Annotated in this window: 25 protein-coding genes; all 25 read right to left on the minus strand. The window is 54.5% G+C overall.

The annotated features are described in order from the left end of the window. Positions 1–94 precede the first annotated feature (94 nt). The 25 genes from PSV33_RS05660 to neuB all read right to left on the minus strand — a co-directional run bounded on the left by PSV33_RS05660 (position 95) and on the right by neuB (position 25,485). Positions 95–1,969: a nucleoside-diphosphate sugar epimerase/dehydratase gene (locus PSV33_RS05660; protein ID WP_300559719.1), complete on the minus strand. Its 1,875-nt coding sequence runs from the start codon at positions 1,967–1,969 to the stop codon at positions 95–97. Positions 1,970–1,993: 24 nt separating this feature from the next. Next, a complete protein-coding gene (locus PSV33_RS05665) occupies positions 1,994–2,356 on the minus strand; it encodes an H-NS histone family protein (RefSeq protein ID WP_300559721.1) in 363 nt (120 codons plus the stop codon). Positions 2,357–2,402: 46 nt separating this feature from the next. Beyond that, positions 2,403–2,963 carry a sugar transferase gene (locus PSV33_RS05670; RefSeq protein WP_300559722.1) on the minus strand — a complete coding sequence of 187 codons (561 nt, stop codon included), beginning with the start codon at positions 2,961–2,963 and terminating at the stop codon, positions 2,403–2,405. Further along, complete coding sequence (locus tag PSV33_RS05675) at positions 2,960–3,910, minus strand: SDR family oxidoreductase (RefSeq protein WP_300559724.1); 951 nt, start codon at positions 3,908–3,910, stop codon at positions 2,960–2,962. Before PSV33_RS05675 ends, PSV33_RS05670 begins: the two co-directional genes overlap by 4 nt. After that, positions 3,898–5,148, minus strand: a complete 1,251-nt coding sequence (locus PSV33_RS05680; RefSeq protein WP_300559726.1) for a glycosyltransferase family 4 protein — start codon at positions 5,146–5,148, stop codon at positions 3,898–3,900. The genes PSV33_RS05675 and PSV33_RS05680 overlap by 13 nt, the downstream gene beginning before the upstream one ends. A gap of 37 nt (positions 5,149–5,185) precedes the next feature. Beyond that, on the minus strand, positions 5,186–5,929 hold the full coding sequence (locus PSV33_RS05685; RefSeq protein ID WP_300559728.1) for a glycosyltransferase: 744 nt from the start codon (positions 5,927–5,929) through the stop codon (positions 5,186–5,188). Positions 5,930–5,960: 31 nt separating this feature from the next. After that, the gene (locus tag PSV33_RS05690) at positions 5,961–7,181 is read right to left on the minus strand and encodes an O-antigen ligase family protein (protein WP_300559729.1); all 1,221 of its coding nucleotides are present in this window, start codon (positions 7,179–7,181) and stop codon (positions 5,961–5,963) included. A 69-nt stretch (positions 7,182–7,250) separates the two neighbouring features. Further along, entirely contained in the window at positions 7,251–8,279 is a 1,029-nt protein-coding gene (locus PSV33_RS05695) for a glycosyltransferase family 2 protein (protein WP_300559731.1), read from the minus strand. A gap of 1 nt (position 8,280) precedes the next feature. Beyond that, entirely contained in the window at positions 8,281–9,864 is a 1,584-nt protein-coding gene (locus tag PSV33_RS05700; RefSeq protein WP_300559733.1) for a CDP-glycerol glycerophosphotransferase family protein, read from the minus strand. Between the two features lie 94 nt (positions 9,865–9,958). Further along, complete coding sequence (locus PSV33_RS05705) at positions 9,959–10,957, minus strand: GDP-mannose 4,6-dehydratase (RefSeq protein WP_300559735.1); 999 nt, start codon at positions 10,955–10,957, stop codon at positions 9,959–9,961. 74 nt (positions 10,958–11,031) lie between these two features. Then, positions 11,032–11,976 carry a methyltransferase domain-containing protein gene (locus PSV33_RS05710; protein WP_300559736.1) on the minus strand — a complete coding sequence of 315 codons (945 nt, stop codon included), beginning with the start codon at positions 11,974–11,976 and terminating at the stop codon, positions 11,032–11,034. A 77-nt stretch (positions 11,977–12,053) separates the two neighbouring features. Continuing rightward, entirely contained in the window at positions 12,054–13,163 is a 1,110-nt protein-coding gene (locus tag PSV33_RS05715; RefSeq protein WP_300559738.1) for an FAD-dependent oxidoreductase, read from the minus strand. Between the two features lie 9 nt (positions 13,164–13,172). Further along, positions 13,173–13,943, minus strand: coding sequence for an oxidoreductase (locus tag PSV33_RS05720; protein WP_300559739.1), 771 nt, complete (start codon positions 13,941–13,943; stop codon positions 13,173–13,175). A 2-nt stretch (positions 13,944–13,945) separates the two neighbouring features. Beyond that, the gene (locus tag PSV33_RS05725) at positions 13,946–14,893 is read right to left on the minus strand and encodes a UDP-glucuronic acid decarboxylase family protein (protein ID WP_300559741.1); all 948 of its coding nucleotides are present in this window, start codon (positions 14,891–14,893) and stop codon (positions 13,946–13,948) included. Between the two features lie 100 nt (positions 14,894–14,993). Then, positions 14,994–15,893: a glycosyltransferase family 2 protein gene (locus PSV33_RS05730; RefSeq protein WP_300559743.1), complete on the minus strand. Its 900-nt coding sequence runs from the start codon at positions 15,891–15,893 to the stop codon at positions 14,994–14,996. Continuing rightward, a complete protein-coding gene (locus PSV33_RS05735) occupies positions 15,883–16,590 on the minus strand; it encodes an SDR family oxidoreductase (RefSeq protein WP_300559745.1) in 708 nt (235 codons plus the stop codon). Before PSV33_RS05735 ends, PSV33_RS05730 begins: the two co-directional genes overlap by 11 nt. Next, entirely contained in the window at positions 16,587–17,756 is a 1,170-nt protein-coding gene (locus PSV33_RS05740) for a methyltransferase domain-containing protein (protein WP_300559746.1), read from the minus strand. Before PSV33_RS05740 ends, PSV33_RS05735 begins: the two co-directional genes overlap by 4 nt. 26 nt (positions 17,757–17,782) lie before the next feature. Beyond that, positions 17,783–18,475 (minus strand): acylneuraminate cytidylyltransferase family protein, encoded by a 693-nt coding sequence (locus PSV33_RS05745; RefSeq protein WP_300559748.1) that lies wholly within the window; start codon positions 18,473–18,475, stop codon positions 17,783–17,785. Continuing rightward, complete coding sequence (locus tag PSV33_RS05750) at positions 18,472–19,506, minus strand: Gfo/Idh/MocA family oxidoreductase (RefSeq protein WP_366945584.1); 1,035 nt, start codon at positions 19,504–19,506, stop codon at positions 18,472–18,474. The genes PSV33_RS05745 and PSV33_RS05750 overlap by 4 nt, the downstream gene beginning before the upstream one ends. After that, positions 19,496–20,143, minus strand: a complete 648-nt coding sequence (gene hisH / locus PSV33_RS05755; protein ID WP_300559750.1) for an imidazole glycerol phosphate synthase subunit HisH — start codon at positions 20,141–20,143, stop codon at positions 19,496–19,498. Before hisH ends, PSV33_RS05750 begins: the two co-directional genes overlap by 11 nt. Further along, positions 20,130–20,900 (minus strand): imidazole glycerol phosphate synthase subunit HisF, encoded by a 771-nt coding sequence (locus tag PSV33_RS05760; protein WP_300559752.1) that lies wholly within the window; start codon positions 20,898–20,900, stop codon positions 20,130–20,132. Before PSV33_RS05760 ends, hisH begins: the two co-directional genes overlap by 14 nt. A gap of 9 nt (positions 20,901–20,909) precedes the next feature. After that, a complete protein-coding gene (locus PSV33_RS05765; protein WP_300559754.1) occupies positions 20,910–22,244 on the minus strand; it encodes an N-acetyl sugar amidotransferase in 1,335 nt (444 codons plus the stop codon). Positions 22,245–22,252: 8 nt separating this feature from the next. Continuing rightward, the gene (locus PSV33_RS05770) at positions 22,253–23,305 is read right to left on the minus strand and encodes a nucleotidyltransferase family protein (RefSeq protein ID WP_300559755.1); all 1,053 of its coding nucleotides are present in this window, start codon (positions 23,303–23,305) and stop codon (positions 22,253–22,255) included. A gap of 3 nt (positions 23,306–23,308) precedes the next feature. Then, positions 23,309–24,481 carry a UDP-N-acetylglucosamine 2-epimerase gene (gene neuC / locus PSV33_RS05775; RefSeq protein WP_300559757.1) on the minus strand — a complete coding sequence of 391 codons (1,173 nt, stop codon included), beginning with the start codon at positions 24,479–24,481 and terminating at the stop codon, positions 23,309–23,311. After that, complete coding sequence (gene neuB, locus PSV33_RS05780) at positions 24,478–25,485, minus strand: N-acetylneuraminate synthase (RefSeq protein ID WP_300559758.1); 1,008 nt, start codon at positions 25,483–25,485, stop codon at positions 24,478–24,480. Before neuB ends, neuC begins: the two co-directional genes overlap by 4 nt. Positions 25,486–25,491: the final 6 nt, after the last annotated feature.

Here is a 25,491-nt window from a genome sequence, read left to right on the forward strand (position 1 = left end):
AAAGCAGCAAATGTGGCGAAAATGCCACCGAGCGAACAGCACGGACCTCCCTGTGACGCATCTCAGGTACGTCCCTCGTAAATTTAAAATCCTGCTACGCTGCCGACTCACCGCCATACCCTTGAACGCAGGCGTGAAGAATCAACTTGATTTGCGCTATATTTCCCTGCTCTGCGGCCTGCCATAAGGTCTTGAGATGGATTTCCAATATCTCCCAAGGCAGGTAATCTTCATGTGCTTTCATAATACGAGAATGCGCTGTGGGCGTCGGATTGTCACCTATGAGCAACTCTTCATATAGTTTTTCCCCTGGACGCAAGCCGGTGATGGCAATCTCAATATCCCCCGTTGAATTGACGTCATCGCGCACCGTCAGTCCAGACAACTCCACCATTCGGCGGGCAAGATCCATGATTCTGACGGGCTCGCCCATGTCCAGCACAAACACTTCCCCGCCCCCAGCCATAGCACCCGCTTGCAGCACCAGCTGAGCAGCCTCGGGAATGGTCATGAAATACCGGGTGACTTCCGGGTGCGTTACCGTCAACGGGCCGCCACCGGCGAGCTGCCTGCGAAACAGGGGAACCACACTGCCGCTGGATCCCAGCACGTTGCCGAAGCGAACCATGCCAAAACATGTAGCCGACTCTCCGGCTTGCCCAGCCAAGGCCTGCAAGACAAGTTCGGCCATGCGCTTGCTGGCTCCCATGACGTTTGTGGGGCGCACAGCCTTGTCGGTAGACACGAGTATGAACTGGGCGACTCCGCTCTCCATAGCTGCGCGCGCCATGTTGAGCGTACCGAACACATTATTGGTAATGCCTTCTGCCGGATTGGACTCCACCATGGGCACATGCTTGTAGGCCGCCGCATGGTAAACCGTAGCAGGTCGGTAAGTGTGGCAGATTTCCTGCAAGCGCCGGGGGCTGGCCACACTTCCCAACAGCGGCACCAGTTCGCAGCCGAATCCTTGGGCAACACACAGACCCTGCAATTCCTGGTGAATGCTGTAAAGACCAAACTCGTTATGGTCCAGCAACAGCAACTGACGAGGATACTCAGCCAGAATCTGCCGACACAACTCACTGCCGATGCTTCCACCCGCACCAGTCACAAGAACTACCTTGTCTGCCAGATTGCGCGCCAGCAAGTCGGTGTTGGGCGGCACTGTGTCGCGGCCTAGCAGATCTTCAATGTCAAGTTCCTTGAAATCCTGTACCGTGACGCGCCCAGTAGCCAGATCGGCCAAGCCCGGCAAGGTGCGAATATGAACAGGCACCGAGCGCAGGCTGTCGATGATCCGGTTGCGCCGTGCGCGCGAGGAACTGGGCAAAGCCAGCAAAATGTCCGTCACCCCCAGCCGGGCCACCAAGCCAGGAACGTCCGGCGGGGCGAACACCGGCACACCGTTGATGCTACGGCCCACCTTGGCCGCGTCATCATCGACAAAACCCAGCAAGGAAAATTGCCTCGATATTCCCATCGCGGAGGCTGTTTGCACACCCGCTGTGCCCGCGCCGTAAATCAGGAGGCGGCCTTCGGCCTGCCTTTGTGCACTTCCCAGACCCGCCAGCCAGAATCGGGCCACTGCCCGGCTGGCTCCCACAAGCAGCAAAAAGATCAATGGCTGTAATACACCCAAGCTACGCGGCACACCAAGCCACTGCTGCCACAAAAGCACAGCCATAAAGACCATGCCGAACACAACCACAGCCTGCCCGGTGGCCTTCAACGCCGCTTGCCCTGTGTACCTGAAGATGGCCCGGTAAAGACCAAACTTGACGAATACAGGGATCGCCAGCAGCGGCGCCAGTCCATACACCCACCATTGCGCATCGCGGGGGGAATGCAATTCATCCAGTCTGAGCGTGAACGCGATCCAGGTGGAAAGCAATGCCAAAACAACGTCGACCGCAATAACCACCGCCAGCTTGACCACCCGTGGCCAGCCTAAAATTGTGCTCTGCATTTTATTTCCGCCCCGCGATGCCCATTAGCTTTTAATGGCAAATTCTTCTTTGGTTTTCCCCTGCGCCAGAAGCGAGGACAGCCAACGCGGCGTCAGACCCCGGCCACTCCAAGTTTCCCCCGCCGGCCCCTGATATTTGGGCGAAATAGTCTTATCCTGCTTTTTGGCCTGCGAACGCGACTTTTCGTTAGTATCTCCCGCCTTGGGTTTCTGCTTTGCCTTGCTGGTACCCGTGTTATTAGGGCGCAAGTCCTTTATCGTGATGCCATATGCATGCATCTTGGCACGGATTTCCTCAACGGTTTTCTGAAACTCCTTCACCTTGATGTCGGATGCCTTTTTTTGAAGCTCTTCGATCTGTTTTTGAATATCAATCAAATTGTTCATATTTTCTCCTAGGTATAAAGAAAATCAGCCATGGATTATTGCCCCGTCAATGGGCAATGCTATCCTGCTTGATGACCTTGATGGCGGTGCAAAATATTATCTTCATGTCAAACCAGAATGATTGCCGCCGAACATACTCTGCGTCCAACTGGACTTTCTGGGGGAGGGGTAATCCGTCACGGCCGTTGACCTGGGCCCAGCCCGTCAGGCCAGGCACGAGTTCATGCACACCATACTGCATCCGCAGAGCGATCAGGTCATGTTGATTGAAAAGCGCGGGGCGCGGGCCGACAAAACTCATATCGCCTTTGATAATGCTCCACAGTTGCGGCAGTTCATCCAGGCTGGTTTTTCGCAATATGCTACCCACTGGCGTGAGGAATCTGTCCGGGTTGTTCAGCAAATGGGTTGCCACCGCCGGTGTGTCCAGTTTCATGGTGCGGAATTTGGGCATCCTGAAAATGACATTGCGGCGTCCCACGCGGTCAGACCAATATAGCACCGGTCCCCTGGACGTGGCTCGGACGAGCAAGGCCACGAGTAACAGGGGCAACAGCAGGCACAAGCCCGCCACCAGCCCCAGCACGAGGTCAAACAGACGTTTCACGATCCCTTCCTTCCCGCAACCGTTTGTTGAAGTGCGTCTGCCACCCCTAGCGGAGGCGCCCAATCCAGAACATGACGCGCCTTGGAAATATCAAGCTGCAGATTTCCGCAAAGACGCTCGAGGGCGTCCCTTTTTCCAAGCAGCGCGGCGCCCGCCTGCAAGGCCCACAGCGGCACCGACGGCACCCGCGCAGACACGCCTGCCGCTCTTGCAAGACCATGGACCAGCCCGGGAGTGGAAAGATCGTGTCCGTCACTGACAAAAAAGGTCTCGTTGGCGGCCAGCGGATGGTCCGCGCAAGTGAAAATAAAATCCACCAGATTGTCAATTGCCACGAAGCTGCGGAGGTTTTGCACCGCTCCCAGGGGCAGGAGCCGTCCCTTTTGGATGGCGCCCAGAAGCGCGGCAAAGTTAGCCTTTACCCCCGGCCCGTAAACGAGTGGGGGGCGGATGATCGTCACCTCCATACCTGTCCGGACCGCCAGTTCGCGCAAACCCTGTTCGGCCTCCAATTTTGATACACCATAAGCGTCGGCAGGCAACGGGGCATCGCTTTCGGAAAACGGTTTTCCCGGCGGTGTAGCCTCCCCGTTGACCTTGATTGAGCTGACAAAGACAAAACGTCGCACACCAGCAGCGGCCGCCTGGCGCGCCAGATTCAGTGTGCCCTCCACATTGACGCGGCGAAAACTGCCCAAGGGGTCAGCGGAAGACTCGCGCATCACGTGGACCCTGGCGGCTAGGTGAACCAGGACATCACAATTCACAAGGGATGGCCCCCACTCTGTCGCGCCATCGATATTCCCCACAACAACATGGTCGATCCCCGGCGACATGTCACACGCCGCGCGGGTGACGGCGCGCACATCACGCCTGCGAGCCACGGCCTCCGTGCACGCGGCCCGTCCGACAAAGCCTGTGGCACCGGTGATTGTCAGGAAAGGCATGTGTCGACCATGTTTTTGCCCCGCAACAGCGCACCGTATTCCTGCGCAACCTGCAAATTGACTTTCTCAGCATCGAACAGCGCCTGCGCCCGCCGCCTGGCGGCCTCGCCCATGCCTGTCCGCAAGGACTTGCTTTCTAGCATGCGATGGAGCGCAGTCGCGAGCTCCCCGAAATTTTTGGGAGGCACCAGCAATCCCGTTTCCCCATTGACAACGGCATCTGTCAGACCGTAAATAGCACTTCCGACCGTCGGCACCCCCATGGCGGCGGCTTCAATAACCACGGTTCCGAAGCCCTCCCGGTAGCTCGGCAGGCAAAGAACATCAGCAATGGCCATATAGCTTTCCGGACAATCCGTGTACCCGACGCAATGCACATCTTCAAGCTGCGAGAGATCCTCATGCGAGAGGCTGCCGCCCACCCCGCTTTCTTCATCCGCAGGACCAACAAGAACCAAGTGGACCTCAGGAAACCCGGGCTTGAGTGCACCAAATGCCTGCAACAGCTCCCTAACACCCTTTTCCTGGGTGATGCGTCCTACAAACAGAAGCACGCAGGCGACCTCGGGAATCCCAAGCGAACGTTTCAGAGAGGCCCTGTCTGCCGGAGAGAACCGTGTGCGGTCGAAGCGGCGCATATCAACGCCTGCCAGCGAGCCGGCGCCGATGACAGCCAGCCGGTCAGCACCCATGATTTTCTGGTCGATTAGGAATTCCCGCTGGCTTGCACTGTCGGCATAACATCGTGTGTTGAGCCTGCCCACAAGTACATCGCTCCATCGCGCGACTCGCCCCTTGACACCCCTCATGCCGACCCAAGGCTGTCCCGTGAAGGTATGCAACCGAACCGGCACACGCGCCAGAAACGCAGCGATGGCCGTCAACAGCCCCGCCTTTGGCGTGGTTGAATGCGCGATTTGCGTGCGGTTTTTCCGGAAGAAAAGAAACAGCCGCAACAGCGCCACCGCGTCATGCCCCGGGGATATGGCGCGCCGGATGTCGATGATCTCGCAACGAACGCTGCCCATGCTCCTGAGCACCTCCATCCCGGCGCCGGCGCTGGTGGCCACCGTCACTAGCGCGCCAGACTGCGCAAGCATGGCGATCTGGTGCTTGAGCTGTGTCACAACAAAAAAAGGGACGGTGGATATCCTGGCAATTCGTATGCCGGACAACGCCAAAACGTTCGCAGGAGGGGCCGAGATCGGCATGTTGATCAACTCCCTGGGGTCGCGCATGATCGCCTTGTCGTGTTCGCCTGCCTGATCGTCAATATCACCTGGTCTCCCACCAGTTCATCAGCCGCCTGAGGTAAACCCGGCCGATCTGGAGTGCGAGTGCAGTTACAAAGGCAAGGCGATCCAGAATGATGGGAACGATGCTCCTTCTCTGGAGCGTCGAAGCATTCCCTCCATGCCTGATGAAGTCCATCAAGGGCACGGGCACGAAGCTGATCTTGTACCCAAAATATTGGGCCAGCACCCCAATCCAGGCGTCGTGGAATATACCGATATGCGGGGAGATCGGCAGCACATCCCGGAGGATATTCCGCCTGAAAGCCATGCAACACCCGGTGAAAGTATTGCTGACGATGTTCTTGATCACGCCCGGTGAACTGCCAGCCATCTCAAAGAGAGAAGCGTGAAGAACCTGCCCGCCGCGCATCACCACCGCATCGTGAACGACCAGGTCGAGCTTGCCGGCTTCCAGCATTTTCACCACCGTGGCGACCTTTCCATCGTGCCAGCGATCATCCTGATCACTGAGAAAAACAATATCTCCGCCGGCTTCCTGCAACGCGCGATTAAACGTCAGCGCGGCTCCCACGTTTATCGGGTTGATGATTAGCTGGATGCGTGCATCTCTGAAATTCCCGATGATTTCCACCGTGTTATCGGTCGACTTGTCATCCACAACAATCAGCTGATCTGCGTCATTGAGCTGTTTGAGAATGGAAGATATCTGGGTCTCGACATGCGCCGCACCATTATAAGTAGCCATGCACACGGATATTTTCATGGGCTTCCTTCAACTGCAAAAGGAATCTCGGTCACACGCGATCGTGCAGGGGACGCGCATCGTTTTCCTGGGCCCTGCGGTCAGGCTTGTCTGCTTTACCGCTCAGGTAATAAAAGATGAAGAAATACACCAGGAAATCCCATGATTCGAAAAAGATGCCCGTGTCCGTCGACCACCGGATAATCACGGCGGAAAAAAGCACGAAGAACAGCTTGTTGTTTTTCCAGAATTTGAGCAGCGAAAACCCGACCAGGGCAATGACCACCAACCCCATCAGTCCGGTCTGCGAGTGAAGGCTGATCCAGGAGTTGTGATAGTTGTACCCAAACTCCTCTCCTTGCGGCCATGGGTCCGTGAAGATGTTTGCCCCGAAAACAAGCCGGAAAAAATCCAGATTGTTCAGGTAATTGCCCCACATCACCAATCGCGGAGATTCCTCATCGGCGCTTCTTGCTGAATAATTGTCAACCGCATTTCCGAGAAGGACATTGTCTTCAGACAGTGATCCCAGATTATCGAAAAACAGGTATGCAAAAAAGAACACCAATCCCAAGACGAAGATGTAGACATAGCGACTACGGATCCGTCCCTGCAGAGTGATCAGCGCGAGTCCTCCCAGCAAAAAAACACTTGAAAGAATGCCGGAGCGTCCGATGGCCCAGATGCAGAGTAAGGCAGTGACCAGCGCTGGCTTTAGATCAATTTTCCCGCCGTCCACTCCAAGCACGATGTACAGAGAGATACAGGCCGCGAGCAGCATCATGGAAATCCCGTTGTAGCTGGTCGCTGTCAGCGCGTCCCTCGCATCGACGCCGGTAACAATCAGGGCAACAAAACAGACGGCTAGGGTATAAAAAACAAAATACGCGCCTGCACGCGGCACGCAGCCCTTGACCAGGAGCAGCGCTATTCCCGCATTGGCAAGAATGAATAGGACAACATGACCCAGGCGGTCTGTCCTCGCCGACACAAACAGGGATGAGACCAGAAACGAAAAAAGGAACAAACCAATAAATGAATATATTTTGAGATATTTTTCCTCGATGGTTTTGCTCGTCAGCACAAGGGCAAGCAGTCCCAGGGTAGACAACACAAATGACATCAATAGCTGGGCCGGCCACACGAAGCGCGCCAGAGACAATGCAAGATAGAACGAAAACAGCAGGCCGAAGAGCAGCTTGTTCGGTCTATGACCTACGGCTTGGCCTTGCCGGGGGTACAAGACAACGGGTGATTGCTGATCGAGACTCATGGTGTCACCACATAACAATAGGGAAGCGTGTTTCGGGCAGACGGCATGGCACTGGCCAATTCGCGAAGTTTATTTGGTCGCTGCAAAAAAACGCTTCCAGTTGAACTTGCTGTTTTCCAGATCAACGAGGGTCAACCGGGCATTGGGGCGCCTTCTGCCAAGAGAGGAGAAATACATGGAAAACAACAGGTTGAAAAACGTGGCCGAAATCCTGGAGATCGCGAAGGCGACCAAGCGCTGTGCAGTGGTCATGCGGTCTTTGAGGAATTTTTGATACTCACGTGCCGAATACAAGCCCCTGGCGCGGTAAAGCATCAGCCTGGCCTTATTGCGCCACGGTTCCCGCTCGCAGACTTGCGCTTTGGCCGCATCGGCAATACCGGCAAAAGACCATACCAGTTCTGGCCATTTGAAGAGTGACACCTCAAACCCCTTGTCCGTCCACATGGCATTGCCGTATCTGATGGCAATCATCGGAGCGGCCAGAACGATGGCGCCCTCGGCGATGGGCTGCTGGAATATGACGCCCATGTGTACAAACAGGGTGCCGTAGTAGGACTTTTTATCTCTGGCGCCCCACATGGAACGCCTGACAACCACACAACCAATGAACGAAAGAAAATTTCCTGTGTCCCGAAACAGCCGGTCGGCCTCATCTTTGGTGTAGGTGGTGTTTTCCGTAAGGTCAAGGCTGCCCGGCTTGAGGGTTTGAGTGAGATCGGCATTTTGAATCTCTGCATTCACAATCACCAATCCCGGGCTGGTTTGCAAAACGCCTAAAACAGCTTCAATCGCTCCCGCCTTTATGATGTCGTCATCAGAGAAAAGCCAGCAGTACTCACCATTCGCCAGTTCCACGGCGCGCGAGTAGTCTTGATCCACCCCACCCTTCTGCGCAAGGCGCGTATAACGCACGTTGGCATATCGTTGCCGGTAGGATAGGACGACCTCCTCGGTGTTGTCGGTGGAGGCGCCATCCACAATGACAATTTCCACCTGCTCGGTCAGTTGGGAAACGATGCTGTCGAGTGTCTGTCCTATCAGCGCGCCGCGGTTTAAGGTCGCTATACAAATCGACAGCTTGATCATGGAATCCATCTTATTTTTCTGTTCCGGCCATTTCCAGGACCAGTTTTTCAATACGCGCAGAAGCCAAGCCATCGGGTTGGTGGGAAATCTCCTGGAGATATGCACTGCGCGCGCCACCCAGCTCGGCTTTTTCCTTCAGCAGATTCCCGGTTTCCAGCTTCCTGAAGAGTGCCATTAGGTCCTCCCCTGATTGTGGCACCAGAACCGCACCGGAATCCCTGAATACGTCGCTGAAGGGCCAGCCGGGAAAGATGGGGCACACAGTCAGCTTGTCAGCGATCAGTGCATCGATCGTCGCCGTCGAGCCGAATGAAATAAAGGCATCGCAAACGGCAATCACCGCGCGAATATCCGATGTTTGCTCCGCGAACACCACATTTTGACAGTTCCCACACAGTGCGCGGGTTTCATCGACGTTCTCATGTGGATGGGGTTTGACGATAAGCAGCAGCCCCGGCGAGCAGTCCGCAGCCCTGAATATCGCAAGCTTCATTCCCCGAAGAATGCCTGGGTCGGTGTAGTCACCGTGAGCGCTGTCGGTGTAGGTAGAAGCCAGGACCACGATTTTCCGGGTCCCTGTCTGGCCAAATGTGGCGCGAAAAGAATCAAACGCTGCGGCAGGCGGGTTCACTAAAATGTCGTGACGGGGCGAACCCGTGACATGAATTTTTTCTTCAGCAACACCATGTTTGATCAGAAATCTCTTCGAACTGTCGCCCCATACGGCAACGCGGCTTGCGGCAAAAAAACGCCACTCTATCGCCTCATCGCCGGTCAATCCGAATTGGACATCCAGACAAGGGATTCCCATCCTTTCACAAAGCAGGGCATACACCCTCGTACGCGAGTCAGCCGTATCGGGTGAAAGGACGATGGCCGGTCGATGCTTTTCCAGGATATGCCTTGCCAGCACGGCTTGCGGTGCCATCAGGGGGATATGCCCCTTGAACAGAAGATGGAACAACTGCTCCACTGCAGAGCTCAGGCTGGAATCAAGGCCCACCTGCAATGCGGCAAGCGCCCCGGAGCTTTTGAACCGCTTCTCCAGCTGGGCCAACGCGCGCGTGAGATGCCGAAGCCGGTCTTCCACATGCACATCCCAATGCTGGGACGTAGTCTGGTAGACGCGTACACCCGCCGAACCGGAACGCTTTCCGGATTGAGCAAGCTCCGCCAGCACCACGGCACCGAAAGCGTTGTGTGTGATGACACGCTCAACCACCGGCTCCAGTACATCACGGTACATGCGCTCGGTAAATCCAAGGCACAGCATGGTGTTTCCTGCAGGCCAGCTTGAGCAGCCCTCGGCCGTCCGGCGCCTGCTTGCGGCCTTGATCCAGTGCCTCAGCCGGAGAAGGTAGGGCCGCAAGCCCTGTTTGGTTCTTGCCAGGGGGCCGACTGACGCTACAGCGGTCGTCAAATGGCGATAAGCCAGTTCAGTGGCAAAAATCTCCCAAAAGGGCAGATCGTCGACAGTCAGGGCTTCAGAAAGTGTTTTCCCCCAGGGGAGCGTAGTCGCGCCGAGACCTTTGATCAAGGAAGCGTACCCGGTCTGGGTTTCCGTAAATGTTGGCGAGGTGCCTTTGGAATTCATATCACAGTATTTTCGGTTCCTGCCGGCAGAAACAGAACCCACCCGTTCTGATCACTTACCAGCGCAACGAAATCGTTTTTTAATGTGGAGACTTTTAATGCTGAAACGTATTTGTTGCCAGTGCCAAGTCATGGGCCACCATCTGGCAGACCATCTCCTGAAACGTTATCTGCGGTGTCCAACCGAGTTGCCTGCGCGCCTTGCCTGCATCGCCTACAAGCAACAAGGGCTCGCTCGGGCGAAACAAGGCCGGATCCTCACGAACATAATCCCGATAATCGAGATCCAGTTCTTCAAACGCAATGCTGCAAACTTCCCGCACAGAATGCGACGCCCCTGAAGCCAGCACATAATCGTCTGGCTGCGGTTGCTGCACCATCAACCACATCCCGCGTACATAGTCAGCTGCGTGGCCCCAATCTCTACGCGCATCCAGATTGCCAAGCGTCAGTTCCTGCGCCAGCCCGAGTTTGATATTGACCGCGGCGTGAGTGATTTTTCGTGTGATGAAAGAAAGGCCTCGCCGTGGACTCTCATGGTTGAAAAGAATTGCAGAGCTTGCGAACAGTCCATACCGTTGCCGATAAATGCGGATCATCGCATCTGCGTACATCTTTGCGGCGCCATAAGGGCTGCGCGGGTTTAACGCTGTCAGTTCCGTTTGGGGACTTTCAGTTGCTTCACCAAAAACTTCACGGCTCGAGGCCTGGCAAAAGCGAATGGCCGTATCCACCCCGAGGATGGCCTCCAGTATTTTCACCACTGCAAGGCCGTTGACCTCTCCGATGCCTACCGGGTCGTCGTACATTCCGCCGCCCGTTGAATAAGCTGCGAAGTTGAAGATTTTCGCCGGTCGATGTGCCTCCAGGATGCCTCGAATGGCCGCCGGATCGGCAAAGTTCCAGTACGTCAACTCGACGCCGCGCTCAAGCAAGTCCGGTAATTGCGATCTTGCACGGGAGAGGTCCCTGGCGACACCGACAACGCGATAGCCTTCGGAAAGCGCGAGTTCTGCCAAATACGAGCCGTCTTGGCCGGTTATTCCAGTAATACAGACCGTCTTCATCACCCACCACGGCACCAGCGCCAACAAATAAACACACCCATGGCCCGTCCGGACCATGGCCAGAAGGCAGCCAGCATAATGAATCTGGGGGAAAGGACTTGCTACGCCTTCTTACGCGCAACCATGACCCGTTCAAATCCCTTGACGATACCGAGCTTGCACAAGAATCTGTCAATTCCGACAACCACCTTGGCAGCCGCATAGCGAAATCCGTCCGAGCCGCTTATCCTCATGACCGGCGTACCGGCAAATGCATTGTGGCGCAAACTCAAAATGACCTCGAATTTATTATTGAACACATCTGCAATTTCATCCACAGCAGAATGTTTTGCCTCTTCCATGGGACTAAATATCTCTTCCCGATATTTTCTCTTACCCGTCAGCAGATTAAAAACGGTGCTTATCTTTTGGGGATAGGAGAGCGAATAAGTTGGCAAAATAAACTCGAAGAAATATTCCAGCCCCTGTTCCAGCCGGCCTCGCGGCATGTCATCCATGGTGGCCACAATGCCACCTGGCTTCAAGGCGTGAAAAACCCTGTCCATGAAGACAGGAACGTCAGGCATATGATGAAATGCCGACCAGCCGGATACCGCGTCATACTTGTCCAAGCCCAGATCCAGTTCGCTGACATCCTGCAGGTGATAAGTTACAGATCCAAATCCTTCTTTGTACGGATTTTCTTCAAGCATTTTTCTCGCCAGCGCAATGGCTTTTGGCGATATGTCGTAGGCATCGACATGGCATCCATTTCGGGCGAGTTCCAGCGCCAGCCAGCCTGATCCGCAACCTATATCGAGTACCCGCGAACCCGGTTTGTGCGATACCCATTTGATATATTGGTCACGGGCTCCGCCCTCGAGTATTTCCGTCATTTTGGGATCGATGAGGAATCTCTTTTCGCCACGCTGGGGAATGTACTTCGTGGCCCGGCGGATGTCCGCTTCCATCGCGATCTGCTCGGATTTTGAAGTGCGTATATCGGCAATTTGGTCGAAAAAATCGGCTTCAGCCTTTTTCAATTGGTCAAGGTTTTCTTGTTGCATATATCCATTCCCCATCTAATTTACGTATCAAATTTGTCTTCAAAAAAAGACAGCTTTATTTCTCTCATGACCCGGTTTTACAAGGAAAACCTGTTTTTCAGCAGGCCCATGAGATCCTCTGCCACCCAAATGCTGTGATCAATCTTTCCTGCAAACACCGAGAAATAGCCATCATCATAATTCGTCACCATCGAAGGGCGGGCATCAGACGCATCTTTTTTTGCCAGGACCATTCTCGGGCCCTCGAGAAACCCCACAAGCTCCGCATTACCAAGGGACGGCATGTACTCACTGCACATGCGTACCATCTTCTTGAAAAAAGCACTCTTGTCCATCCCGGAAAATGGCGCCGTTTCGGGCGAAAGCCACCTTGAATCCAGAAGTCTGGCAACACTGCTGGCGACGACGCTTTGAGCAACGTTGTACAGGAGGAAATTTTCGGATTTTCCGTGCGGGAGAACCGTCATGAACGGGCCATCCATGATGGTTACTCCAACCCGCGGCATATCCATTTTGATGATCGGCACCGCAGTATATTCATAGAGATTTTCGTCCACCACATGACCGAGCCCTTCGGTCAAACGATTGATGTCACCGTAGGATGCGTTGATCACAGCATCGGCAAAAATGGTTGTTTGGCCGAGGGTTTCCAGTCGATAACGCCCCCCCTGCCTGGAAAGTTTGGTGACTCTTTCTCCCAGAGACACCTCAACATGTTTTTGCCGGAGTTTTTGCTTCACCAGATCACGCAATATGGCGCAGTCATAAACGACTTCTTCGCACAAAATGCCGGTATCAGCTCCGCGGATGGGAACAGAAAAATTCTTGGCGTCGATTTTCTGGAAGGGGACACCGAGTTCTTTGCAAAATTGCAAATATGAAGCCGGAGTTGTCAGCGATCCGCTGTTGGCTATGAAATAAGCATTCAGAAAATCACTTTGAATGCACTCTGCATAGTTCTGCCTGAAAGCATCAAACCCCCGTATGGATTGCCGTCCGGTTTCCAGATCACGGGGATAATGAAATCCCAAGTGCAGCCGGTTTTGATTGTTCATGGAAGCGCCGGATAAGATATCGGATTTCGCCTCCAGAACCTTGACGCTCAGCCCACATGCGCTTGCTTTAAGTGCAATCTCTGCACCAAATATGCCACAGCCGATCACGGCCACATTGAAAACGTTAGTCATGAATAGGCGCTATATGGAAAATCCGTCATCTACGACAAGATTTTGCCCGGTCAAATATTTTGAGGCATCTGACAACAAAAACAACAACACGCTGGAAATATCTTTACCCTCCAGCATTCCCTTTGAACTGCAAAACGCCCTGTAATTCCGAAGGAATGACTCCGGCTGCTGATCGAGCACGCCTCCCGGGCTCAGGCTATTTACCCGGATGTGATCGTTCTTGAAATATTGCGCGAAGTAGCGCGTCAAATGAATGACCGCTGATTTAATCGCGGCATACTCGACGGGCATGGTCATTTGGGTGTCGGAATATATCTCGAAGCGCGGAGCCATGACCCCATAAATGGACGCCATGTTAATGATATTTCCCTTCTGCTGGTTCCGGAAAAACAGCCCGAACTGCTGCGCCACAAGGAAATAGCCGCCCAAATGAAGCGACAAGTTCTGGCAGAAATCCTCATAGGTCACATTTTCCAGCTTGCGCCCATAGTGGGAATTGCGCGGATAGGCATTGTTTACAACGGAATCAATCCGGCCAAACCGCTCAAAGGCGGCGGATATAAGCGCGGCCACGGATGCCGTATCGGTTATATCCAGCTGCATTGCATACGCACGATCCGCGTATTGTTCAGGCAACTCGCTTACAAACTTTACGGCAGCGGCCATATCGATGTCGGCGACAACTGCGATTCCTCCGTGCTGCACAATATCGCGCACAAAAACGCGCCCGAGCAGTCCGGCACCACCGGTCACAACGACAACGGTTTCGTCAAGCATCATTTCTAACCGACAACTTTCTTGAAGTAGGCGATGGTTTTCTGCAAGCCTTCATCGAGTTCCACTTTTGGGGACCAGTCAAGTTTCGCCCGGGTCCTCGATATATCCGGCTGACGTTGCCTGGGGTCATCCTGAGGCAAGGGCAGAAAAACAAGCTTGGACGTTGAACCGGTGAAGTGAAGCACTTTTTCAGCCAGTTCCAGCATCGTAAATTCACCGGGGTTTCCCAGATTCAGGGGTCCGGTGGTTTCTGCAGCAGAGTTCATCATTCGGATCAGACCGTCTACCAAATCATCCACGTAACAGAAACTGCGTGTTTGCTGGCCACTACCGTAGATGGTGATGTCCTCGCCCCTCAGCGCCTGGACAATGAAGTTGCTGACGACCCTGCCATCATTGGGATGCATGCGCGGGCCATATGTGTTGAAAATACGCACTACCTTGATCGGGAGCTGATATTGACGGTAGTAATCAAAAAATAGGGTTTCGGCACAGCGCTTGCCCTCGTCATAACAACTTCTTATACCGATGGGGTTGACCCGGCCCCAATAGTCCTCGGTTTGAGGGTGGACTTCAGGATCACCGTAGACCTCGGAGGTGGAGGCCTGAAGAATACGGGCTTTGGTCCGCTTGGCAAGTCCAAGCATATTTATTGCTCCGATCACCGACGTTTTTGTAGTCTGTACGGGATCCATTTGATAATGGACAGGACTGGCCGGACATGCCAGGTTGTAGATCTGATCGACTTCGACGTATAGCGGAAAAGTTATCTCGTGACGAACCGCCTCAAAGTATGGGTTACTGAGCAGGTGCGCTATATTTTCCTTGCTGCCTGTGAAATAGTTGTCAACACAAACGACATCATTTTCCTCCCGCAGCAGCCGCTCACACAAATGTGACCCGACAAAGCCGGCACCACCAGTCACCAGAATCCGCTTTTTCATAATCACCATTCTTTATTTTTTAGATCTTTGGTGAGCCAAGGCCCACGATGTGATCACAGGTCGACGACAACAATACCAGCCCAAGCCCTTATTGACAGGCCAGGGGAATTCATTTTTCAAACTTGTACATTTCAAGTTTTTCCGATTCGGTCAGCTTGTAAGCTTCCAGTCCCACGGAAGTCTCTCCGGGACGCGGCAAGACATAGGCGACAACTTCGTCCAAAAAACCCATCCGAACGCCTGCGCCGTGAATGCGCAGGGATAAATCCACATCCCAAACCCTGTTCCATTCCTTGCGCCAGCAATTGACGTTGTAACGCATGAAGCGCAAGTAGGATCGATACAACCAGGTGGATACGCCGCCAATCTTTGGGCTGTCATCTACACCGGCCACGGGGCGGCGGGTGTAGTAAGGGTCGAGCGCTCTGACGCCATCCACAACTTTTCGCTCTCCGAATCGCTCTTCCTCGTATAAGCCCGACACGAACTCATACTGTCCCTGCTGGGCGAAGCGGAGAAGCTTCTCGATATGATCCGGCGACCAGGTGTCGTCGTCGTCCACACGGGCAATCCACTGACCGCGCGCCAGCTCCATGGCCGTGTTTGCGGGCGTGGCGCCGCCGACAAACCAGTGGTTCTCCACCGTTTGCCGGTAATTCCTGCTGCGACTTGGCAGGTTATAAAAACGCAGGCGGGGGTCTTTAATTTCAGCAAGCAACTCCGCCGTATTGTCGCTGCAGTGATCACCAACGATCATCAATTCAAGATTGGTGTAAGTTTGCGACAGCACTGAAGCAACCGCCCGCTCTATCAGCAAGGGACCACGATTGTAAGTTGGCACGCAAACCGTGACCAGCGGCTCCTGATGGGGGTGATCGTATTCTCGCGCGTGTTTCAAGCGCGCAATCTGCAGTTGCACGGGCTCAATAAGGGCGAATCTGCTGCTGTTAAATCCCGCGATGACGCGATCTTCCATCGTTCGCGCATGAGTTGACGGGCTATCGGACATATTGCCCTCCATTCAGGTCGATGCAGGCTCCGTTGAGATGCGCCCAGTGAGGCTGACATATGTCGAAAACAATGTCGGCTAGGGCCTGCTGGCCGAGCAACTGTTGTGAGGGCACTTGTTTTCGATGAAACTCCTGCCTTTGCACTGCCATCTCGACGAACATAGCACTGTCTTGTATCAATCCCGGAGCAACCGCATTGATGCGCGCGCCGGAGGGTAATTGGGTACACACCGATTTGACGAATGAAAGCAATGCCCCCTTCGAGGCCGCATAAATTGGATCAAAACTGCCACGCTGGGCAGAGATTGAGGAAAACATCAGTAAGCGCGAGCGTTCCGTCAGGAGAGGCAGCATTCTCATAAGCACTTTGGCCTGTCCGCTGAAATTCACCGCCATCACCTCATCCACTTCCTCAAACGCATATCCTTTCAAGTCCTTGCCTGGCAGTATTCCAGACAAGAAAATAACAACATCGATCCGCAAAGAGATTTTCTTGAGTTGCTCTACGAACCGCTCGATGCTCAAATCTTCACGCAAGTCCAAGTGGAAGGCATTGTGCTCGTCCGACCCTTCGGGCATTCGGGAGGTATACGTCGTAATGACGCGATCAGCCACTGAAAACCGTGAAGATATCGCCCGGCCAATGCTTGAGGACGCCCCAACAATGACAACCGTCTCCATTGCGCCCGAGCTCACGTCAGCGTCTCCCCGGAAGGGCCAGATCCCAGAACCACCAGTTCAGACCCGGAGAATGTCTTTCCTGTTTGTTGCCTTATCCACTCGATAATTTCAGCTTTGTAGCGCGGCGCACAAATGACCAGCAACTCGCTGTTCCTGATGTGCTCAATGGAATTTTTGGGTTCCAACACGCCCAGCCCATCGTTCTCAAGATGGTTTTGACGGCGCGGATCGGAGTCAACCACCGTCACCGACTCCGGCAGGGTGAAGCCGGCCAGCAGACGGCGAAGGAAATCCGTCACCGCCCACAAGGTCACTTTTTTTCCGCTTTTTCCCATGATGGCAAGTTGTTGCCTCACGATCTCAATCTGCAGCTCTGCACGCCGGATCTGCTCCAGCCCGCCGCGAACGCACGCCAGAGCATCAATAAATTCACAGCGGCCTCCAGTGTCGGGCACGACGTCCAAACCCTCCTTGCGAAATACCGAAAGAAATCCATAGGGCCGGCTGCAAACATGACCGAGTTCTATGAGGCTGAGGCCCGCTTTTTCGGCAATCGCATTGAGCGTTGCAGCTGAAAAGTGATTGACGTGTTCAAACTCAAGCAACAGCAGATTGCGCGGATACAGCCGGAGATCGGGCACTTCACAGATCATGACGCCGCCCGGACGCAATGCGCGACAACAAGCGACCAGGAATTCCGTAACCTCTGACACATGTTCCAGCACGTCGTAGTGCGCCAATACATCGACGGAGTTTTCGGGCAGATCATGCACACTACGGAGTTCTGCTGGTGTATCTTCTGAAATTTCGACGACAAGCTGTTTTCCGAAAAGCGGCGAACAACGTCGGTGGAACTCACCCGGCTGGTCACCACCAATTTCTGCGAATACGCCGTCGGGCGCGCTATAGCGCTCAAGTACCGCCATTCGTGCATCCACAGAGTACGGAAGCCCGATCTCCTTGTGGCCAGCCAACCCGTCTGCATGGTAACGCGCAAGATCATCACGCTTGGGCCCGGGGGAGGCGAAGCAAAAACCGCAGTGGCGGCATACCGCAACATTAAAAGGAAATTTCCACGTATTCGTGGCGCGGGTCACGATGCTCTGGCTGGACCACACAGGTTCCAGATCGTTGCCGCCGCAACACTCGCACGAACGTGGTTCAAGGGATATCTCAAGCACTTTTTTTCCAGTAATTCTCAAAGGGATCAACGTAAAGCCAGAAGGCACTCTGCAATTCGGAAGTCCAGAAGTGTGTCTATATCCAGTGCGCGTTCCACTGGGACGTGGACTTGACGCACCCTTCCCTCAAAAGCGGCACTGCGCGCGATAACAAACTCCGGCCGGGCGACATATGCCACGGTGGTCATGTCGAAAACTTGTGGGGCATCCTGCCGGCGCGACACCGCCGACTCCGGCGGGATGACCAGGCCGACTGTTCCGTCAGGATGAATTTTCACCATATTGAAATACGGACTGCGATGCGCATCGGTCACAGTGATGACTATGTCCGCATCGCCCTTCTCGTATTCATCCAGGCAATTTTCGATGTCTTCAGGCAGCCTCAACGGTGCCGTGGTGGGCACGGACACCATTGCATCAGGCAACACCCCATCGCTGTCCAGCAGGTAATTGAGCCCATGTCGCCAGGCCAACCATTCCGGACTGTCATCGCCTGCCAGCTCGCTTGGTCTGATAAAAGGCACTTCTGCGCCATGCGCACGAGCCACTTCGGCTATTTCAATGGAGTCGGTTGACACTATCACCCGCGTTATGCGTTTGACAGCCAGTGCGTGTTCAATCGCCCAGGCTATCAAAGGTTTCCCGCCGAGAGACCGGATGTTCTTCCCGGGCAAGCCCTTGGAGCCGCCCCGGGCGAAAATGAAGGCTATCGCTTTCAAGCTTTCCCCTCTGTCGCTGCATGGTCCTTGATGACAATTCGGCCACCCGTCCCCGATGCCTGGCGAACAGCGTCAATGATCTGCATCACCTTGAAACCGTCTTCCCCACTGACGAACGGTTTCGATTTTCCTTCTACACAAGCCAAAAAATTTCCCCACTGCGCACGATAGCTGTCCTCGCGTTGATGCTGATAGCGGAAAAGCTCACGCCAGTTCTTCGCCCCTGCTTCAAACAACTCCACCGTACCTGTCAATCCGTCCCAGCGCAGGCTGCCCAGTTCTCCGATGGAGGTACACAGCCGTGTTGTATCGTGACGCACCAGATCCATGCTCAAGGTTCCAATCAGTTGATGACTGTCTGCCTCCGGAGCAAAACCCAGCATCAGATGGACCGTATCTTCGACATCAATTTCCAGGCGACTCTGTCGAGACAGACAAGCTTCCACCCAATCGATCTCACCAAAAATCCAGCGGAGATAATCCAGTTCATGGCTGAGCTCAAGCAATGCGCCGCCGCCCAGATCATGTCGTGCCGACACCCCCTGCCTATAGTCAACGTCCGCGCGCCAAGACGGCAGATATTGCCCGATCTCACAACGCACGGAGAGAACCTTTCCGATCACATTCTGCTTTAAGAGATCGCGAAAACGTTGCAATGAAGGCAGGAAGCGCAGGTTGTAGCCGGTCAGCAGGACCAGCCCACCTGAGCGACAGGAATCAATCAGGCCCTGCACTCCTTCAGCGGCAATTGACAAAGGTTTCTCAACCATCAGATGCACGCCTGCATCTGCCAGTGATTGGGCCGCGCTGAGGTGAAATGGAGCCGGATTGGCGATGACCGCCATTTGCGGCCGAAAAGCAATGGCCTGATCCATTCTGGAAAAGCCCCCATTGGCCTGCTCTGCAAGCAACGCCCCTTCTTCACGGCGCAGGACCCTTATATCCGCATGGGGAAGAAGTTCCCTGGCCAAGCGCAAATGAAGCTTGCCAATGCTCCCCAACCCCACGACAAGGACACGACTAACTGACACAGAACCTTCGAAGGATCTTCAAGCCCACTTCCCCGCTCTTTTCAGGGTGAAACTGGCAGCCGGTTATCTGGTCGCGGCCAATCACGGCTGGAATTCCATGCCCTCCATACATGCAATCGGCAATGCGATGCACAGGATCGGTGGGGACGGCCATAAAGGAGTGCACGAAATAGGAAGCGTCACCCGGACGGTTATCCTGCAGCAAGGTCCCATTCCAATCAAGGCGTGTACTCGATGGCAACATGGCGTTCCAGCCGATGTGGGGTACCTTTTGAGCATCGCCTGATGTCGATTGAACCGGAACAGCGACGACACGACCTGGAATCAAACCCAGTCCGGCAGTAATTCCAAACTCATCGCTTTCGTCAAGCAGGAGTTGCATCCCCAGGCAAATACCAAGCAGAGGCGTCTCTCGCCGGCCAACCTCCTTGATCACGCCAACCAGATTGAGTGCGCCCAGGGCCATCATGGCATTTTCAAACGCCCCAACCCCAGGCAATACGACCCGCTTGGCAGAAAGAATTCGCTCCGGATCTGCAGTCAATGTGACTTTGGCGCCGCAATGCTCAAGCCCGCGCTGCACGCTCAACAAGTTACCCACACCGTAATCAATGACGGTGACTTCAGGTGCGCTCATAATTTCTCACTCCCAAGCCCTCTGCCATGGCCACAGCCCTGATAATCCCAACTTCCGAGCGCTTGTAATGCAGGATGTCCGCCATGGCCACAGCATCTGCGCCACCCTCTCGAACAACGTCCACCAAGTCCTCCGGCTTGCCCATGCCTCCGCTCGCAATGAGCGGGACAGACACCTCCGCCGCAACAGCTCGTACCAGCGATATATCAAAACCTTTGCGAGTGCCTTCACGGTCGACTGATGTGAGCAAAACCTCCCCAGCTCCCAAGGCCACGCCACGTTTTACCCACTCGACCACATCAAGTCCTGTGCGCTCGCGGCCATTGTCGGTGTAAACCTCCCAGCGCTCATGGCCCACCTGCTTGGCCTCCACCGAGAGCACCATGCACTGGCTCCCAAAACGGCGAGCTATGTCCGTAACGAGTTGGGGATTGCTGACTGCTGCGGTATTGATGGCGACCTTGTCCGCCCCGGCCCGCAGAATCTGTGTGGCATCTTCCACCGAACGAATTCCACCACCTACAGTCATCGGTACAAAGATATCCTTGGCTGCGGCGCTGACTATGCTTCCCAGGTGGTTACGGCCATAAAGGCTCGCCACGCAATCCATATAAATCAACTCATCAATACCTTGCAGGTAATAGCGTAAGGCATGCTCGCCCGGCGATCCGATAACCCGCAAACCTTCGAGATGGATGCCTTTGATCAGGTTTGGACCTTTGATATCCAGACGAGCAATGATGCGAACGTTCCTCACCGTATCCTCTTATTCTTTTTCGTTTGAAACTGGGTGGCGCAACTTCCATTCGCCATTTTCCTGATACCAAAGATGAGGGGACCGAAACTGATCCGTCAGCAGGCGGAAATACTCACGATCCATCAACGGCTTTTCGAACATCTTGCTGGCTTCCGGGAACTCCTTCTCCGGCAAGCTCAAATATTGAAACATTTCCTCAATAAATCGCTCGGGGTACTCATGGTCAAAGCGCTTGACCAAGGCAACCCCTTCCTCGCGATTGATGTCCCTTGAGCGGATCTCCTGCGCCGCATCATAGCTGGCCCGTCCAATACCGAATTTCGTCCCCGTGGTGTAGTAATGAAGATCATCAATGCGGTCATCAATGCTGTTGTACTTCGAGTAAGTTCCGGGTGTCCGTTCAGGGGAGGCCTGAAAACCTCCGTGTTCGACCGCATAGTAATAACAGGACTGCGGGTGCCATTTCAGATAGTAGCCAAGATAATGCACCTCAATATTCTTTTCGGAGATCTGGTTGGGGTCGGCTGGCAGATAAGGCTGCAGGTCATTCTGATCCAATCCAAAATTCCCTTTCAAATCTGCGACGGAAACACCGCCGAGATAGATTTTCGACTGATCTTCTGCCGCGAAATAAGACCAGTCACGTTTTGCGGTATCCGTGTCCCCAATCGGGTTACCATATTCCGCTTCATTTTCGCCGTAGAAGACCAGGGGAATGTTAAACAGCAGCGCCATTTTGGGGGCAAGTGCCTTTTGCCCAAACATGAACGCCTGGAAGGGATGGAAAAGCAGTTCCGTCGAGAGCCGCGTTAACAACCTGTGCACGCGGCCATTGGGCGTCATCAGATAATTGTCGTGTCCAGCATGGAGCCAGGACTGGAAGTTCTTCCAGCCCCATTCGGTGTAGACGTGGGGCGCCCAAGTGACAGTGAGCGGGTGCATGCCGTATTTGGTCTTCAGGATATGGGATGCGTAAAAGCTGTCCTTTCCCCCTGAACCGGGGACGATGCAATCATAGGAACCGTCATTTTTGCGATGCTTGTCGCAAAGGTCCCGCAATTGCTTTTCACGTTCAGCCCAATCAATGCCGTGATGCTTGCGCTCGGCAAAGTTACAGGCGTCGCAAACACCATTTTCGTCAAAATGGATGGTCGCCTTCTTGGTGTCTTTGGTGTGCTTGTACTCCACTGCAGAGTTTGGACGCTGGTTGGAGATGACGCACTTCTTGCAGTAACTAACCGTTTCCGGCAGTCCATAACGAGCGCTTGGATTTTTTGCATCTTTTGCGAACAGGCTCAAATCGACAGGCTGGGGATACTTTATTTTTTCCATTTCTGAATCCATGTTTAAGTTTAATTACTATTTTCGGTGTTTGCGCGATTCAAATCGTCCGGGCGGCCTACATCCAGCCAGGGTTCGTGCATGGGGTATGCAACTGTGCGCATGGCCTTCGCCTGAAGGCGTTCAAACAGGGTAGGCATGTCGCAGTGTGCGTCTTGGCTCAGCAGATTTAACGCGACCGGCTCGAGTGCATAAACGCCTGCATTGATGTGGCTGCGGGCCACCGGTTTTTCCTCGAATCCTACAATTTCGATACCCCGAGTCTGCACAACACCAAAAGGGTGCTGCCATTCGTGCATGCGAACCGCCATGGTCGCCATGGCGTTATGACGGATGTGGAAGTCCAGCAATTCACCATAGTGGATATCGGTAATGACATCCCCATTTGTCACAACAAAAGGGGCCCCCGGCCGCGGACTCAGAAGACCCAGTGCACCGGCGGTTCCCAACGGCGATTTCTCGTTCAGATAGTCTATCTGTACCCCCAGCTGCCCTCCATTGCCAAAATGACTTTGAATCATATGCCCCAGGTAATGAACAGCGAGCACGAAATGACTAAAACCCTCGAGTTTGGCTCGCTCGATGATATGTTCGAGCATCGGTTTGCCCGCTACGGGCAATAACGGCTTTGGGCAGGTCTCCGTGTAGGGGCGCAGACGTGTGCCCATGCCGCCCGCCATGATGATCATCAGATTGGAGCGCGCCGGCAACGTGGTGATCTCGTCCCAAAGGTGCACACCCACTACCTGACGCAACTCATTCACGATAGGTATCTGCTGTATCTTGTTGGCGCCCATAAGCTGGAGCACCACATCGCGCCCCATTTCTGGAGTAACCACCAGGGCATTCCGATGGATGACGCTGGCAATAGGACTGCTGAGGTCAAGCCCCTTGAGCAAACCGCGCCTTATGTCGCCATCGGAAATCGTACCTTCCAGTTCGCCGGCCTCATTAACAACCATGACAATTTTGATGGACGCCTGGTCAAGGCTGCGTATCGCATGCTGTATGGAGGTTTTGACAGGGAGAATGGCTTGGCGCCAGCGTTCTTCAGTGGGGCTCACTTGTCACACCTTGCTTGGTTGCTGCAGATCATGAAAAAACTTCTTTGCAATGTGTCCGATGGGATGCTCCTTGAGAATTCTGAGCACCTTCTCGCTGGCGCCACCCTCCCCGTAGGGATTGCGTACCTGCCTCAAGCTCGTTTGGAAGCCTGCGGAATACAGCCGCTCCAGCGCGGCCGTAATATCCCCTCGCTCAGGTGCGCAGTTGATGATGCTCGCCGCCTGCAGCCTCCCGCGCTGGCGGTCGCCAATGTTGACTGTTCCCTTTTTGAAACTGGGAACCTCCGCCAAGCCGCTGGATGAGTTGCCCACCACACCATCAACCTGGGCAATGCAAGATAAATACCGCAATTGGCCAAGCGATACATAAAGGCGAGCATTGGCGTGCCGTTCAACAAATTGCGTCACCATCTGGATAAGAACCCGGCCCTCGGTATCTGCATTTGGCAAGGTAAAAACAAGCTGGGTATCGTGCAGTTCATCCAGTGAGGCCAACAGTTCCGCCATTTGATCGGCCGCTGCGTGGGTCTCAAGAGTGGCTGGATGAAAGGTAATGAGCAAGCTCTTCTCGCCAAGGCTGAACTCGAGCGATGCTTCAAGTGCAGCTCTGTCCAGAAGATGGATTCGTTTGATGCTATCGACGCCAAGACCGCCGACCAGAAACACGCGGTCTGGCTGTTCCCCCAGCTGAATCACTCGTTGCCTGTACTCTTCCGCTGCCACAAAATGCAAATGAGACATCTTGGTGATGGAATGGCGAAGGGCTTCGTCAAAAGCGCCCTCGGTGAGTTCGCCGCCATGCAAATGTGCAACCGGCACGCGCGCAACCAGGGCAGCGGCTACCGCAGCAAAAATCTCAAACCGATCGCCGAGCACCACGATCAAATCGGGCCGCAATTCGCTCAGCGCCTGACCGAACCCGATCAAGCCCAGGCCCATGGACTTGGCAATCGCAGCCGGCGTATCGGCGCCCACAAGGATCTCGATCTTGCGATCAATCTGGAATCCATGTTGCTCGATCTCTCGATAGGTGAGGCCGAACTCGGGAGACAGGTGCGTACCCGTAGCGACGACCTGAAGCACCAGATCAGGATCGTCCTTGATGCCTTGCATTACCCAGCGCAGCAAGCCGTATTCGGCCCGGGTGCCGGTAATGACACAGATTTTGCGGCTCATAACTCGATCAATTCGTCTGCGGAATAATCACGCGCCGCGCGGCGCCCGATGACCTCATCCCAGCGCATGGGGGATATGCCGGTACCGGGCCGCTTGGCAGTGATATTTTCTGCGCTGAACAATTCACCTGCCTTGATGGACCGGTTGCTCACCAGCGATTTGCGTGCGATGGGCTTGTTTCTGAGTTCGCTGGAAGTCAGCCGTTTTATCCCGTCACCCAACGCCACTTCGATGTTGCGAATTGCCGTGACCATCGCCTTGAATTCGCCGGGCTCCAAGCTGGCCTTGTGATCAGGACCTGGCAGATGGTGGTCCACGGTCAAGTGCTTTTCGATGACGAGCGCACCCATGGCGACCGCGGCAATAGCCACCTCGATGCCGGCCGTATGGTCTGAATACCCGACCGCCACACCAAACGCAGCTTGAATACTTTGCATGGCGCGCAGGTTCACTTCGGCCATGGGCGTAGGGTATTCCGTGGTGCAATGCAACACCGTGATGTTGGCACGCGGCGTTCCGGCCTGTTCGAGCACGGCGATAGCGGCCTCGATATCACCCAAAGTTGCCATGCCAGTCGAAAGAATAACCGCCTTGCCAAGGCGGCCGACGTGGCGCAAATATGGCAAATTGGTAATTTCCCCGGATGGGATCTTGAAGTGATCCTGCCCCAAACTCAAAAGCAGGTCGATGCTCTCATTATCGAATCCGGTAGAAAAGAAACCGATATGGGACTTGGCACAGTGTGCGACGAGCTCCTGGTGCATTTCAGGACTGAGTTCCAAACGGCGCAGCATTTCATGCTGTGACTCCTGACTGTCGGTGGTCTTGTTCTGATAGTCGGCTTTTTTCGCACCACGCGTGACCAGGCGGTTTGCATTGAAGGTCTGGAACTTCACCAGGTCGGCGCCGGCTGCCGCAGCAGCCTCAATCAGCTGCCTGGCCAGATCGAGATCGCCGTTGTGATTCACGCCCGCTTCAGCAATGATGAGAGTTCGTTGTTTCATGATCTG

The organism is Polaromonas sp., assembly GCF_029945895.1.
Classification (GTDB): Bacteria; Pseudomonadota; Gammaproteobacteria; order Burkholderiales; family Burkholderiaceae_C; genus Polaromonas.